The organism is Vallicoccus soli (genome assembly GCF_003594885.1).
GTDB classification, from domain to species: Bacteria; Actinomycetota; Actinomycetes; order Motilibacterales; family Motilibacteraceae; genus Vallicoccus; species Vallicoccus soli.
This window is the reverse complement of the sequence record NZ_QZEZ01000007.1, coordinates 1-13541: the sequence shown is the minus strand read 5'-3', so window position 1 is coordinate 13541 and position 13541 is coordinate 1. Positions and strand designations below refer to the sequence as shown.

Below are 13541 nucleotides of genomic sequence, written 5' to 3'. Positions count from 1 at the left end.
GCGAGCATGGCCCCCGTGGACGAGGTGCACCAGCAGGACGCGCAGCAGCGGGCGGGAGCCCCGGCGGGGCGGGCGACGGCGACGGAGCCCGGTGCCGGCCCGGTCCCGGGCCCGGTGACGGGACCCGACCCGGCCGCGGCGTCCGCCCCGGAGCCGGGGCCCGGGCCGGGCGGGCCCGCGGGCCTGGTGCGCTCCAGCGGGGCGATGGCCGCCGGCACGGTGGTCAGCCGCGCCCTGGGCTTCCTGCGCAACGTGGTCATCGTGGCCGCGCTCGGCTCGGCGACCGTCGGCGACGCCTTCGCGCTGGCCAACGCCGTGCCCAACGTCCTGTTCACGCTCATCGCGGGCGGGTTGCTCAACGCGGTCTTCGTGCCGCAGCTCGTGCGGGCGATGACCGCGGGGGAGGAGGAGGGGCGGGCGTACGCGGACCGTCTGCTCACCCTCGCCGTGCTCGTCCTCGCCGGCGTCACGCTCGTCGCGACGCTCGCCGCGCCGCTCGTCGTGCGCCTGTACGCCGGCGGCGAGCTGTCCCCGGCCGACCTGCGCCTGTCCACGGCGTTCGCCTACTGGTGCCTGCCGCAGATCTTCTTCTACGGCCTCTACACGCTGCTGGGCCAGGTGCTCAACGCGCGCGGCTCCTTCGGGCCCATGATGTGGACGCCCATCCTCAACAACCTCGTCGCGATCGCGACCGGGCTGCTCTTCATCGCGGTCGCCACCGTCGGCCCGCGCGACTCCGGGTCGCTGGACGGCGGCGAGATCGCCCTGCTGGGCGCCGGCACCACGCTCGGCATCGTCGTGCAGGCGCTCGCGCTCGTGCCGGTGCTGCGCCGGGTCGGCTACCGCTACCGGCCGCGGCTGGACCTGCGCGGCTCGGGCCTGGGCCGGGCCGGCTCGCTGGCCAAGTGGACCCTGGCGTACGTCGGCGTGACCCAGCTGGCGTACCTCGTCGTGGTCCGCCTGACGACCGACGCCGGCAAGCTCGTCGCGGAGCAGGGGGGACCGGGCAGCGGCTACCTGGCCTACCAGAACGCGTACCTCATGCTGCTCCTGCCGCACTCGATCATCACCGTCTCGGTGGTGACGGCGCTGCTGCCGCGGATGAGCCGGCAGGCCGTCCAGGGCGACCTGCGCTCGGTCCGCGACGACCTGAGCCATGGGCTGCGCCTCGTCGGCGTGGTGCTCGTGCCCGCGAGCGTGCTGTTCCTGCTGCTCGGCCCGGAGCTCGGCGCCGCCCTGTTCAGCTTCGGCGAGGCGAGCGTGGAGGACGGCCTGGCGATCGGCCGGGTGCTGTCCGCCTTCGCGCTGGGGCTCGTGCCGTTCAGCGCCCACTACCTGGTGCTGCGCGGCTTCTACGCGCTGGAGGACACCCGCACCCCGTTCCTGCTCGCCGCCCTCATCGCGGCGCTGGACGTCGGCGCTGCCCTCGTCGCGTACAGCGTCCTGCCCGCCGAGCACAAGACGGTCGGCGTGGCCGCCGCCTACGCCCTCGCGTACGTCGTCGGCTTCGTCGTCTCCGCGCTCACCCTGCGCCGCCGGGTCGGCGGCCTCGACGGGCACCGGGTGCTGCGCACGTACGTCCGCCTGGCGGTCGCCGCGCTCGTGGCCGGCCTCCTGGCCTGGGCGGTCCTCGAGGCCGTGCGGGCCCTCATGCCCGAGGGCTCGTACGCCGGCGTCGTCCTGGGCCTCGCCCTGTCGCTCCCGCTCGCGGCGGTCACGTACGTCCTCGCGGCGCGGCGGATGCGGGTGCGGGAGGTGACCCGGCTCACCGGGCAGCTGCGGGCGCGGCTCGGGCGCTGAGCCGCTCCCCGCTCAAGCCGGGTCCGGTGGCGCCCGATGCAACGCGGGAGGGGCCGGGGCCGATGTGGGTAGGGGCTGACGGACCCCCGGTCGGCGGACCCCACCGCGACCGCCCGCAGGGACCCCTGGTCCCCCTAGCATGACGAGGTGGCCTTCGCCGTGGAGCCCGGTCAGCGGCTCGCCGGCCGCTACCGGCTGAGCCGGCCCGCGGCCGGCTCGGCGTCGCCGCACGGCACCTCGACCGGCTCCGCGGGCAGCACGCCGGGCAGCACGCCGGGCAGCACCGCCCGGCCCGTGCTCGCCCCGGCGCTCCCCGCGCTGCTCTGGCAGGGGCACGACGAGGTCCTCGACCGGCCCGTCGGGGTGCGCGTCCTGCCCGCCGGCGACCCGCTGGCCGGGCCGGTGCTCGCGGCCGCCCGACGGGCCGCCGCCGTCGACGACCCCCGCTTCGTCGCCGTCCTCGACGCCGACGAGGCGGGCGGCCTCGCGTACGTCGTCACGGAGTGGGTCGAGGCGCGCGACCTCACCGCGCTGCTGGCCGCCGGGCCCCTGGCCGACGTCGAGGCGCAGGCGCTCGTCGCCGAGCTCGCACGCGCCCTGTCCGTCGCCCACCGCGCCGGCCTCGCGCACGGGCGGCTCCTGCCCGAGCACGTGCTGCTCACCGAGGCGGGCCGGCTCAAGGTGGCGGGCCTCGGCGTCTCGGCCGCGGCCCACCCGCACGCGACGCCCGCGCCGGACCCCCGGCGCGAGGACCTGCGCGCCGCCGGCGCCGTCCTCTACGCCGCGCTGACGGGGCGCTGGCCGCTGGAGGCGGAGCACGGGCGCACCGACCTGCCCCCGGCGCCGGTCGTCGACGGCGAGCCGTGCGCCCCCGGGCAGGTGCGCGCCGCCGTCCCGGCCGACCTGGACGACCTCGCCTGCCGCGCGCTCGGGGTGCACCGGCGCCGTCACCGGGCCCCGCTGGGCGGGGTCGAGGAGCTCGTCGCGCTGCTGCCCCGCACCGGCGGCAGCGGCGGGGAGTCGTCCACCGGGCCCCTGCCCGTGGTGCCGGCGGACGCCCCGGTGCCCCTGCTCGCCGCGCCCGCGCGGCCCGGCGGCGCGCGGCGCGCGCTGTCGCTGCTCGTGGGCTGCGTGCTCGTGGCCGCGAGCAGCCTCCTCGGCTACCAGGTGGTCGCCGGCCTGCAGGACGCGGACGAGCCCGCGCCCGCCCCGTCGCCGCCGCCGAGCGCCGCCGCCCCGCTGCCCCCGGGCACGCTGCCCGCCGGGCTCGCGCTGCCCGTCGAGGGCGTCGCGGCGTACGACCCGCAGGGCGACGGCAGCGAGCACGACGAGCGCGCCGACCTCGCCGTCGACGGCGACCGCGGCACGTCCTGGACGACCCAGACGTACTTCGGGGAGCCGCTGGGCGGGCTCAAGGAGGGCGTGGGGCTCGTCGTCGACCTCGGCGCGGTGCGCAGCGTGGGCGCCGTGACCGTCGAGCTCGACGGCGAGGGCAGCGCGGTGGCGCTGCGCGCCGCGCCGGCGATCGCCGGCGAGGCCCCCGAGGACCCGGAGGACTGGGTGGAGGTGGCGGCGCAGCGCGACGTCGCCGGCACCACCACGCTGGCGCCGGAGCGCCCGGTCGACGCGCGCTGGCTGCTGCTCTGGCTGACCGAGCTGCCCGAGGTCGGCGACGGCGAGTTCCGCGGCGGCGTCGCCGAGCTCGCCGTGCGCAGCTGAGGCGCCGGCCCGCGTGCCGCCCGTCCCCCTGCCCGCCGACGACGGCGGGGTCGCCGACGCCGAGCTGCTGCGCCGGCACGCCGCGGGCGACGTCGAGGCCTTCGGCACGGTGGTGGCCCGGCACCAGGACCGGCTCTGGGCGGTCGCGCTGCGCACGCTCGGCGACCGCGAGGAAGCGGCGGACGCCCTGCAGGACGCCCTCGTCTCGGCGCTGCGCGCCTCGGCCCGCGGCGGGTTCCGCGGCGAGTCCGCGGTGACGACGTGGCTGCACCGGATCGTCGTCAACGCCTGCCTGGACCGGGTCCGCCGGCGGGCGGCCCGCCCCGCCGTGCCGCTGCCCGAGGACCTCGAGGGCGACGAGGACCGGCCGCCGCGGGCTCCGGCGGCGGTCGTCGCCGACCCCGCCGAGGCGCGGACCACCGAGCTCGTCGTGCGCGACGCGCTGCGGGCGCTGCCGCCCGAGCAGGCCGCCGCCCTCGTCCTCGTCGACCTCGAGGGCTGGTCGGTGGCCGACGCCGCGGAGGTCCTCGGCGTCGCGCCCGGCACGGTGAAGAGCCGGTGCGCGCGGGGGCGGGCGCGCCTCGTGCCCCTGCTCGCGGGGGTGCGCGAGGGCGCGCCCGCGGGGGGGAACCGCGCGGCCGGCGGCGGCGTCCCAGGGAGGGGTGCCGCCCGGTCCGGCGGCACCGGCGACGGCAGCGGCGAGGAGGTGCGGCGGTGAGCGGCGGGTACGGCACCCCCGGCGCCGGCTCCCCCGTCCCCTGGCCCGGGCACCTCGACGCGGCGGCGCTCGACGCGCTCGACGACCGGCCCGCCGACGGGGCCGGCGGGGACGGCGGGGGCGGGGACGGCGGGGGCGGGGACGGCGACCGGCACGCCGAGCTCGGCCGGCGCCACGTCGCGGGGTGCCCCGCGTGCGCCGCCCTCCTGGACGACCTGCGCGGCGTCCGCGCGCTCCTCGCCGCCCTGCCCGGCCCGGGTCCGGTCCCGGACGACGTGGCCGCCCGGCTGCGTACGGCGCTGGCCGCGGAGGGCGCGCCCGGCCGCCCGGGTGCCGGCCCCGCCGGCGCCGGGACCACCGGCGCCGGGACCACCGGCACCGGGACCACCGGCACCGGCACCGGCACGGGGGCCGACGAGCTCGCGGCCGCCCGCGCCCGGCGCCGCCCCCGCCGCGCGCGCACCCTGCTGGGCGCCGCCGCCGCGGTCGCCGCGGCCGCGGTCGTGGCCGTCCCGGTCGCCGGCTCGCTGGGCGGCCACGGCGCCGAGGACGGGGCCTCGAGCGCTGCGGGCGGGGGCGCCGTCGAGGCCGCGCCGGCGGGGCCCCTCGTGGTGGCCTCCGGGCGCGACTGGGGCGCGGACGACCTGGCGGGGGCAGCCGCTGCGGCGGACCCCGGGGCGCCGGCGGCCCGCGGGCCGGCCGCGGACGGCGACCCCGAGGCCCTCGACGGCCAGGACGCCCCCGCCGGCGCCGCGCCCGGGCCCGCCGCGCAGGGGACCGGGCCGAGCGCCCTGAGCGCGCCGGGCGGCGGCGCCTCCGCGCTGGACCGGCTGCGCGACCCCGCGGCGCTCGACCGCTGCGTCGCCGCGCTGCGGGCGCAGGACCTGCCCGCCGGGCCCCTCGCGGGCGACCCCGTGCGCGTCGACCTCGCGCGGTACGACGGCCGCCCCGCCGCCGTCCTCGTCCTGCCGGTCGACGACCCGACGGCCTGGGTGGTGGTCGCGGTGGGGCCGGGCTGCGGCGAGCGCGGCGCCGACGTGCTCGGCGCGGTGGGCGCCCCGCGCTGACCGGGGAAGTCCGGCCGGGGCCCCCCGCACGGGCCCTGGACGCGCGCGGGTGCGGCGGACGGGGCGGGGAACACCCCGCCCCTAGCATCGGTTGCACCCCCCGCGGGCAGGCAGCCCGCGCCACGACGACTGGGAAGGCGCACGTGAGCGACGTCCGCGACGTGATCATCATCGGCTCCGGCCCCGCCGGCTACACCGCGGCGGTATACACCGCGCGCGCGGGCCTGGCGCCCCTGGTGCTGGAGGGGGCCGTCACGGCCGGCGGTGCGCTCATGAACACCACCGACGTCGAGAACTTCCCCGGCTTCCCGGACGGCGTCATGGGCCCCGACCTCATGGAGCGCATGCGCGCGCAGGCCGAGCGCTTCGGCGCCGAGCTGGTGGCCGACGACGCCGTGGAGGTCGACCTCACCGGGGCGGTCAAGACGGTCCGCACCGGCGACGGCAGCGAGCACCGCGCGCGCTCGGTGATCCTGGCCACCGGCTCCGGCTACCGCGAGCTCGGCGTGCCCGGCGAGAAGGAGCTCTCGGGCCACGGCGTCTCGTGGTGCGCCACCTGCGACGGCTTCTTCTTCCGCGGGCAGGACATCGCCGTCGTCGGGGGCGGCGACTCGGCGATCGAGGAGGCGACCTTCCTCACCCGCTTCGCCCGCAAGGTCTACCTGGTGCACCGCCGCGACAGCCTGCGCGCCAGCAAGATCATGCAGGAGCGCGCCTTCGCGAACGACAAGATCGAGTTCGTGTGGGACACCGAGGTGGTCGAGGCGGTGGCGACCGACGGCAAGCTCAGCAGCCTGCGGGTCCGCAGCACGAAGGACGGCAGCGAGCGCGACCTGGCCGTCACGGGCCTGTTCGTCGCGATCGGCCACGACCCGCGCAGCGCGCTGTTCGCGGGGCAGGTCCGCCGCGACGACGAGGGGTACGTCCTCGTCGAGACCCCGACGACCCGCACCAACCTCGTCGGCGTCTTCGCCTGCGGCGACCTCGTCGACCACACCTACCGCCAGGCCATCACCGCGGCCGGCAGCGGGTGCGCCGCCGCCCTCGACGCGGAGCGCTACCTCACCTCGCTCGACGACGCCGACCTCACCGGCGACGCGGCGCAGGTGGCCGTCCCCGCCAGCGCCTGACCCCCCCTCCCCCACCCACCCACCACCGCACGAGGAGCAGCGCCATGGGCACCACCAGGGCCGTGACCGACGCGTCGTTCGACGCCGAGGTCCTCAAGAACGACAAGCCCGTCGTCGTCGACTTCTGGGCGGAGTGGTGCGGCCCGTGCCGCCAGGTCGCCCCGGTCCTCGAGCAGATCGCGGCCGAGCACGCCGACAAGATCGACGTCGTGAAGCTCAACATCGACGAGAACCCCGCCACGGCGGCGGCGTACCGGATCACCTCGATCCCGACGATGGCCGTCATCAGCGGCGGCGAGGTCGTCAAGACCATCGTGGGCGCGAAGCCGAAGCCCATGATCCTCAAGGACCTCGAGGCCTTCCTCTGACCCCGGGCCCCGACGGCGGTGGGCGCCGGCCCGTGCGGCCGGTGCCCACCGCGTCCCGACCCACCGGCGGGCGGGCGCTGCACGCGGCGCGCGTCCGCCGGGGTCGTCCGCGCCGGGGTTAGGATCCGTAGCGCTCTGCCGACCGCCCGGGCCCCGCTGCCCCGGCCGCCGCCGGAGCGCCACCGCCCGTGCGACCGCACGGAGCGGCCCGCCCCGGGGACGCCGACGCCGCCCCCTCGACGCCACCTGCGAGGACCCTGCGCATGACGAGGTCGACGAGGCCCACGCGGACCGCCCGGCGCCGGTTTGCGGGCGCCCGGTGAGCGCCCCCCAGGCGTTCCGGCGCGGCGACGCGGGCCCCGCGGTCCTCGAAGTCCGGGGCAAGCTCGCCCGCCTCGGCCTGCTCGAGACCCCGGACGGGGCTCCTGGCGACCCCTCGCGGTTCGACGAGGCCATGGACCGCGCGGTGCGCGCGTTCCAGCAGCAGCGCGGCATCACCGTCGACGGCGTGGTGGGCGCGGAGACCTACCGGGTGCTGGAGGAGGCGCGCTGGCGCCTCGGCGAGCGCATCCTCACGCACGCCGTGAGCCACCCGATGACCGGCGACGACGTCGCGGCGCTGCAGCGACGGCTGCTCGACATGGGCTTCGACGCCGGGCGGGTCGACGGGGTCCTCGGGCGCCGCACCGAGGCCGCGCTGCGCGACTTCCAGCGCAACGTGGGGCTGCAGCCCGACGGCACCTGCGGCCCGAGCACCTTCAAGGCCCTGGCACGCCTGACCCGCACCGTGGTCGGCGGTCGGCCGGACATGCTCCGCGAGGAGACCGCGCTGGCCCGCTCGGGCCCGGCCCTCTCCGGGAAGGTCGTCGTCGTCGACCCCGGGCACGGCGGGGCCGACCGGGGGGTCGTGGCGCACGGCCTCGACGAGGCGTCGCTCGTGGAGGACCTCGCCGCGCGCATCGAGGGCCGCCTGACCGCCACCGGCGTCCTGGCCTTCCTCACCCGCGGCACCGAGTCCGGCCTGGACGACGTCGACCGCGCCGGCTTCGCCAACACCGCCGAGGCCGACCTCCTCATCAGCCTGCACGTCGACGCGGCGCCCTCGCCGCGCGCCGCGGGCGTCGCGACCTACTACTACGGCAACGACCGCCACGGGCACTCCTCGGCCGTCGGCGAGCGGTTCGCCGAGCTGGTGCAGCGCGAGATCGTCGCCCGCACCGACCTCGTCGACGGGCGCACCCACGGCAAGACCTGGGACCTGCTGCGCCGCACCCGCATGCCGGCCGTGCGGATCGAGCTGGGCTACCTCACCAACGCCGGCGACGCCGCCCGCCTGGCCGACCCGGGCTTCCGCGACGTGGTCGCCGAGGCCGTCGTCGTGGCCGTGGGCCGGCTCTACCTCCCGCCGGACGACGACGCCCCCACCGGCACGCTGCGCCTGCCGGAGCTCGCCCGGCGCTGAGCTCGGAGCCGGAGCCGTCGGGTGCGACCGGCCCGACGGCCCCTCCGTGCGCCGGCTCAGCCGCGGACCCGCCGCAGCGCCGGCTCCGGCGCCATCGACCCCAGCAGCCGCTCGATCGCCACCTCGACGTCCTCGCGCCAGGACACGGCGTTCTTCAGCTCCAGGCGCAGGCGGGGGAAGCGGTGGTGCGGGCGGACGGTCTTGAACCCCACCGCCAGCAGGTAGTCCGCCGGCACGAGGCACGCGCGCCGGTGCGCCCGCCGCCCCGCCGGCGCGCCCGTCGGCGCCGCGTCGGCGTCCTCGTCGGGGCGGGCGTCGCCGAACGCCTCCAGCGCCCGGACCCCGCGGCGCACCAGGTCCTTGGCCACGCTCTGCACGAGGACGCGCCCGAGTCCCCCGCCGCGCATCTCCGGCTGCACCGCCGCGGTCATCAGCAGCACCGCGTCCCCGCTCACGGGGGAGGTCGGGAACGCGACGGCGCGGGGGACGTACGCGGGCGGTGCGTAGAGCACCCATGCGGCCGGCACCCCGTCGACGTACGCGACCTTGCCGCAGGAGCCCCACTCGAGCAGCACCGACGAGACCCAGGCCTCCTTCTCCAGCGCGAGGTCGCCGGCGGCGGCGGCGCGGTCCTGGGCGACCGGGTCGAGCTCCCACCGCACGCAGGCCCGGCACGGACCGGGGAGGTCGTCGAGGGTGTCGAGGGTGAGGTTGGCGACCCGGCGCGACACGGTCAGCCCCTGGCGGCGGCCGCCGGTCGGTGACCCGCGGGCGGGTCCTGCCGCGTGAGCAGCGCTCCGAGGAAGCCGCTGAGGAAGGCGGCGCCGGCGCCGGCCAGCAGACCCGCCACGAGCGCCACGCGGGCGCGGCCAGGTCGCGCCGTGCGGCGCCGGTGCGGCATGACAGACTCCCTGTGACAGACCCTGCAGGACGAGGCCCCGGGCACGCGCGGCCGACCCGTCCCGCTCGTCTCGTGGTGGAGCCTAGCCTCGAGGGTGCCGGACCGGAAGGGCGCGCGCGCCCGCCGCCCGCCACGAGCGAGGAGAGCACCGTCGTGAGCGTGCCCCAGACCCCCGGCTCCCGGCTCGACCGCTACGTCGACCACTACGCCGCACGGACCAAGGGCATGACCGCCTCGGAGATCCGCGCCCTGTTCAGCGTGGCCTCCCGCCCGGAGGTCGTGTCGCTCGCCGGCGGGTCGCCGTACGTGTCCGCCCTGCCCATGGACGCCGTCGCCGAGACCCTCGCCGACCTCGTCGCGCGCCGTGGCGCGGTGGCGCTGCAGTACGCGACCGCCCAGGGCGACGAGCTGCTCCGCGAGCAGGTCTGCGAGGTCATGGCGCCCGAGGGCATCGACGGGCACCCCGACGACGTGGTCATGACCACCGGGTCGCAGCAGGCGCTCGACCTGGTCACCCGCATCTTCGTCGACCCCGGGGACGTCGTGCTCGCCGAGGCACCGTCCTACGTGGGCGCGCTGCAGGTGTTCCGCAGCTACCAGGCGGACGTCGTGCACGTGCCGATGGACGACAAGGGCCTGGAGCCGGTGGCGCTCGAGGAGGCCATCCAGCACCTGCGGGCGCAGGGGCGCCAGCTCGCCTTCCTCTACACGATCCCCTCGTTCCACAACCCCGCCGGCACCTCCCAGCCGGAGAGCCGGCGCGAGGAGGTGCTCGAGGTGTGCCGCCGGCACGACGTGCTGGTGATCGAGGACGACCCGTACGGGCTCCTGGGCTTCGACGGCGACCCCTACCGCGCCCTGCGGGCCGACGACCCCGAGGGGGTCATCTACCTCGGCTCGTTCTCCAAGACCTTCGCCCCGGGCCTGCGGGTGGGCTGGGCGCTCGCGCCGCACGCGGTGCGCGAGAAGCTCGTCCTGGCCTCCGAGGCCACCCAGCTGTGCCCGTCGTCCTTCAGCCAGCTCGCCGTGTCGTCCTACCTCTCGACGCAGGACTGGCGCGGGCAGGTCGACGTCTACCGCGACCTCTACCGGCAGCGGCGCGACGCCACGCTGGAGGCCCTGACGGCGACCATGCCGGAGGGCACGACGTGGACCCACCCGCTGGGCGGCTTCTACGTCTGGGTCACGCTGCCGGAGGGCTTCGACACGCGGGTCATGCTGCCCCGGGCCGTCACCGCACGGGTGGCCTTCGTCCCCGGCTCGGCGTTCTTCGCCGACGGCTCGGGCGCGCGGAGCATGCGCCTGTCCTACTGCCTGCCCGAGCCGGCGCGGATCCGCGAGGGCGTGCGGCGGCTCGCCGGCGTCATCGAGGAGGAGCTGTCGATGCGCGAGCTCTTCGGCCCGGCACCGTCGCACGGCGCGGCCCACGACGGCGACGCCCCGGCGCCCGACCTCGCCTGACCCCGGTCGGTACGCCACCCCTCCACCCTCTCCGACCCTCCGAGGAGCACCGAACCCGTGAGCGACTCCCTGCGCGTCCTCGTCCTCGCCGGCGGCCTGTCCCACGAGCGCGACGTGTCGCTGCGCTCGGGGCGCCGCGTCGCGGAGGTGCTGCGGGACGAGGGGCTCGACGTGCAGCTCGCCGACGCCGACGCGCAGCTGCTCGACCTCGTCGACACGTGGCGCCCCGACGTGGTCTTCCCCGTCCTGCACGGGGTCGCCGGCGAGGACGGCGGGGTGCGCGCCGTCCTCGAGCTCGTCGGGGTCCCGTACGTGGGGTCGGCCCCCGCCGCCTCGCGCCTGGCCTTCGACAAGCCGTCCGCCCGGGCGGTCGTCGCCCGCGCCGGGCTCGACGTGCCGGAGGCCGTGGCCCTGACCCACACGACGTTCCGCGAGCTCGGGGCGCAGCGGGTTCTCGGCGCGCTCGTCGCGCGGGTCGGCGTACCGCTCGTCGTGAAGCCCGCGTCCGGCGGGTCCTCGCTCGGCATGAGCGTCGTACGCAGCGTAGACGCGCTGCCCGCGGCCATGGTGCACGCCTACTCCTATGGCGACACCGCGCTCGTCGAGCGCCACGTCGAGGGCACCGAGGTCGCCGTGTCCGTCGTCGAGGGCCCGGACGGCGAGCCGCTGGCCCTGCCCGCGGTCGAGATCGTGCCGGACGGCGGCGTGTACGACTACCAGGCCCGGTACACCGCCGGCACCACCGAGTTCTTCGCTCCCGCGCGTCTCGACGCGGCCGCGGCGGAGGCCGCCGCCCAGGCCGCGCTCACCGCGCACCGCGCGCTCGGCCTGCGCGACGTCAGCCGGAGCGACCTCATCGTCGACGCCGACGGCCGCCCCTGGTTCCTCGAGGTCAACGTCGCTCCCGGCATGACCGAGACCTCGCTGCTGCCCCAGGCGGTCGCGGCAGCGCAGCGCTCTCTCGGCGAGGTGTACGCCGCCCTCGTCGCCCGCGCCGCCGCACGACGCGCCTGACCGGCGCGCGGCCCCGTTCGGGGCCGCGCCGCCGGTGCTGCCGTCGGCCGGGTCAGGCCGCGCCCGGCTCTGCGGGCTGCTGGTCTTGCTGGCCCGGGTTCTGCACGTCGCCGAGCCCGGCGCCGGGCGACATGAGGGCGACGATCCGCTCGAGGTCCTCCAGCGAGGCGAACTCGACGACGATCTTGCCCTTGCTCTTGCCGAGGTCGACCTTGACCCGCGTCTCGAACCGGTCGGCGAGGCGACCGGCGAGCTCGTCGAGCCCGGGCGCCGCGGCACGGGCCCGGCGCGGTGCGCGGACCACCGGGTCACCACCGGTCTCCCCGAGCGCCGCGATCTCCTCCACGGCGCGCACCGAGAGGCCTTCGGCCACGATGCGCTGCGCCAGCCGCTCCTGGGCCGGGCCGTCCTCGACGGCGAGCAGCGCTCGCGCGTGCCCCGCCGTCAGGACACCTGCGGCGACGCGGCGCTGGACGAGCGGCGGCAGGCGCAGGAGCCGCAGCGTGTTGGAGATCTGCGGGCGCGAGCGCCCGATGCGGCGGGCGAGCTCGTCGTGCGTGCAGCCGAAGTCCTCCAGGAGCTGCCCGTACGCCGCCGCCTCCTCCAGCGGGTTGAGCTGGCTGCGGTGCAGGTTCTCCAGCAGGGCGTCGCGCAGCAGGTCCTGGTCACCGGTTTCCCGGACGAGGGCGGGGATGCTCTCGAAGCCCGCCTCCTGCGCAGCACGCCACCGGCGCTCCCCGACGACGAGCTCGTAGCCGTCGCCGACGGGTCGCACCACGACCGGCTGCAGCAGACCGACCTCCTTGAGGGAGGCGACGAGCTCGGCCAGCGCCTCCTCGTCGAAGACCTCGCGCGGCTGGCGCGGGTTGGGCCGGATGCGGTCCAGCGGGACCTCGGCGTAGTAGGCCCCACCGATGAGGCGCGGCTCCTCGTCGAGGTCACCGGGCAGGGCTCCGCCGTCCGTGCCCTCGGTCGCGACGTCCGGACGTCGGGCGGCCGGAACCTCCGCGGGCTGCGCCTCGTGGTCCGACCCGTCGTCCGCCGGTGCCGGCTGGCCGGTCTGCCCGTGCCCCGTCGTGGGGTGCTCCAAGGCCGGCGGCGCGCCGTCCTCGCTCGGGCGGTCCGCCCTGTCCTCCGGAAGCGGGGTGGTCGGGTGGCCCACGGCGGCGATCCCGTCGCGCTCACGGAAGAAGACGTCGACGGGGGACGTCGTGGCGAAGGCCGTACCGCGGGTGTCGCCCCCGGGCACCACCGGCCCCGAAGGGAGCAGCGCTCCCAGCCCGCGTCCCAGTCCTCGCCGTCGGTCGCTCACGTCGTCGTCCTCTCCTCAGTGGGTCGCGGCACGCTAACCCGCCGGGGGGGTGCCGCCGCGGACCCACGCCGCGGTGATGTGGACAACCCACCGGCCCTGCATCTGTGGACGATGCGGTGGACAGCGCACCAACGACGTTCCACGTGGAACACGCGGTTCCTTTGGAACCGGGGTGGCGGCATCGGTCCGCCGTGAGGGCCGGCGGTCATCGTCGTCTGCCGACGGTGGTGTGCTGGTGTCGAGCCTCGGGCACACCTGCGCCTGTTCTCGCCTCGCCGCGAGCCCGCGCCGGCGTGAGGCTCGGCGCGGTCGTACGGGCCAGGAGCTGACGTCTCCGCCCGTTCGACCCATGCCGATCGAGCGGATGCAACGACGTGGACGCTGGAGGTCCCGTGCCGGTACAGGAACGTCGGCGATCGTCACCGACCATCGAGGGGCACGCCTCAACAGGGCGATCGCGACCACGAGCACGGTTCTGTCCTCCCGCCGTCGGCGGGCGCGACTCCACGTGCGCACAGCAGCTAGGTGTAGTGCCCACGGACGTTGTTGACGTGAGGGAGGACCTCCGGGCGAAGTGATGGGTGTCGAA

The 13541-nt window shown here is 77.4% G+C and carries 11 protein-coding genes; 9 read left to right on the top strand and 2 right to left on the bottom strand.

Features of this window, described 5'->3' with window-relative positions:
- Positions 1-6: 6 nt before the first annotated feature.
- The 7 genes from murJ (at position 7) to D5H78_RS14165 (ending at position 8264) form a co-directional block, all read left to right on the top strand.
- The gene (gene murJ, locus D5H78_RS14195) at positions 7-1800 is read left to right on the top strand and encodes a murein biosynthesis integral membrane protein MurJ (protein WP_133412068.1); all 1794 of its coding nucleotides are present in this window, start codon (positions 7-9) and stop codon (positions 1798-1800) included.
- Between the two features lie 147 nt (positions 1801-1947).
- Complete coding sequence (locus D5H78_RS14190) at positions 1948-3519, top strand: protein kinase family protein (RefSeq protein WP_119951171.1); 1572 nt, start codon at positions 1948-1950, stop codon at positions 3517-3519.
- Positions 3520-3532: 13 nt separating this feature from the next.
- Positions 3533-4237: an RNA polymerase sigma factor SigM gene (gene sigM / locus D5H78_RS14185; protein ID WP_119951170.1), complete on the top strand. Its 705-nt coding sequence runs from the start codon at positions 3533-3535 to the stop codon at positions 4235-4237.
- Complete coding sequence (locus D5H78_RS14180; RefSeq protein ID WP_119951169.1) at positions 4234-5304, top strand: anti-sigma factor; 1071 nt, start codon at positions 4234-4236, stop codon at positions 5302-5304. Before sigM ends, D5H78_RS14180 begins: the two co-directional genes overlap by 4 nt.
- Positions 5305-5447: 143 nt before the next feature.
- Positions 5448-6434 carry a thioredoxin-disulfide reductase gene (trxB, locus tag D5H78_RS14175; protein ID WP_119951168.1) on the top strand — a complete coding sequence of 329 codons (987 nt, stop codon included), beginning with the start codon at positions 5448-5450 and terminating at the stop codon, positions 6432-6434.
- Positions 6435-6478: 44 nt separating this feature from the next.
- Positions 6479-6802 carry a thioredoxin gene (gene trxA / locus D5H78_RS14170; protein WP_119951167.1) on the top strand — a complete coding sequence of 108 codons (324 nt, stop codon included), beginning with the start codon at positions 6479-6481 and terminating at the stop codon, positions 6800-6802.
- Positions 6803-7121: 319 nt separating this feature from the next.
- On the top strand, positions 7122-8264 hold the full coding sequence (locus D5H78_RS14165) for an N-acetylmuramoyl-L-alanine amidase (protein WP_119951166.1): 1143 nt from the start codon (positions 7122-7124) through the stop codon (positions 8262-8264).
- A gap of 56 nt (positions 8265-8320) precedes the next feature.
- Here D5H78_RS14165 and D5H78_RS14160 read toward each other — a convergent pair whose 3' ends face one another.
- Positions 8321-8995, bottom strand: a complete 675-nt coding sequence (locus D5H78_RS14160; protein ID WP_119951165.1) for a GNAT family N-acetyltransferase — start codon at positions 8993-8995, stop codon at positions 8321-8323.
- A gap of 323 nt (positions 8996-9318) precedes the next feature.
- Between D5H78_RS14160 and D5H78_RS14155 the strand changes: the two genes are divergently transcribed.
- Both D5H78_RS14155 and D5H78_RS14150 read left to right on the top strand, forming a co-directional pair.
- A complete protein-coding gene (locus D5H78_RS14155; protein ID WP_245941671.1) occupies positions 9319-10626 on the top strand; it encodes an aminotransferase-like domain-containing protein in 1308 nt (435 codons plus the stop codon).
- Positions 10627-10683: 57 nt separating this feature from the next.
- Positions 10684-11640: a D-alanine--D-alanine ligase family protein gene (locus tag D5H78_RS14150; RefSeq protein WP_119951164.1), complete on the top strand. Its 957-nt coding sequence runs from the start codon at positions 10684-10686 to the stop codon at positions 11638-11640.
- A 52-nt stretch (positions 11641-11692) separates the two neighbouring features.
- On the opposite strand, the gene D5H78_RS14145 is transcribed toward D5H78_RS14150, so the two are convergent.
- On the bottom strand, positions 11693-12952 hold the full coding sequence (locus D5H78_RS14145; RefSeq protein WP_119951163.1) for a ParB/RepB/Spo0J family partition protein: 1260 nt from the start codon (positions 12950-12952) through the stop codon (positions 11693-11695).
- Between the last annotated feature and the right edge of the window lie 589 nt (positions 12953-13541).

What these genes read in the sequence shown, in the direction of transcription:
- murJ (WP_133412068.1), top strand. Translation starts at nt 7, where the DNA reads ATGGCCCCCGTGGACGAGGTGCACCAGCAGGACGCGCAGCAGCGGGCG.
- trxA (WP_119951167.1), top strand. Translation starts at nt 6,479, where the DNA reads ATGGGCACCACCAGGGCCGTGACCGACGCGTCGTTCGACGCCGAGGTC.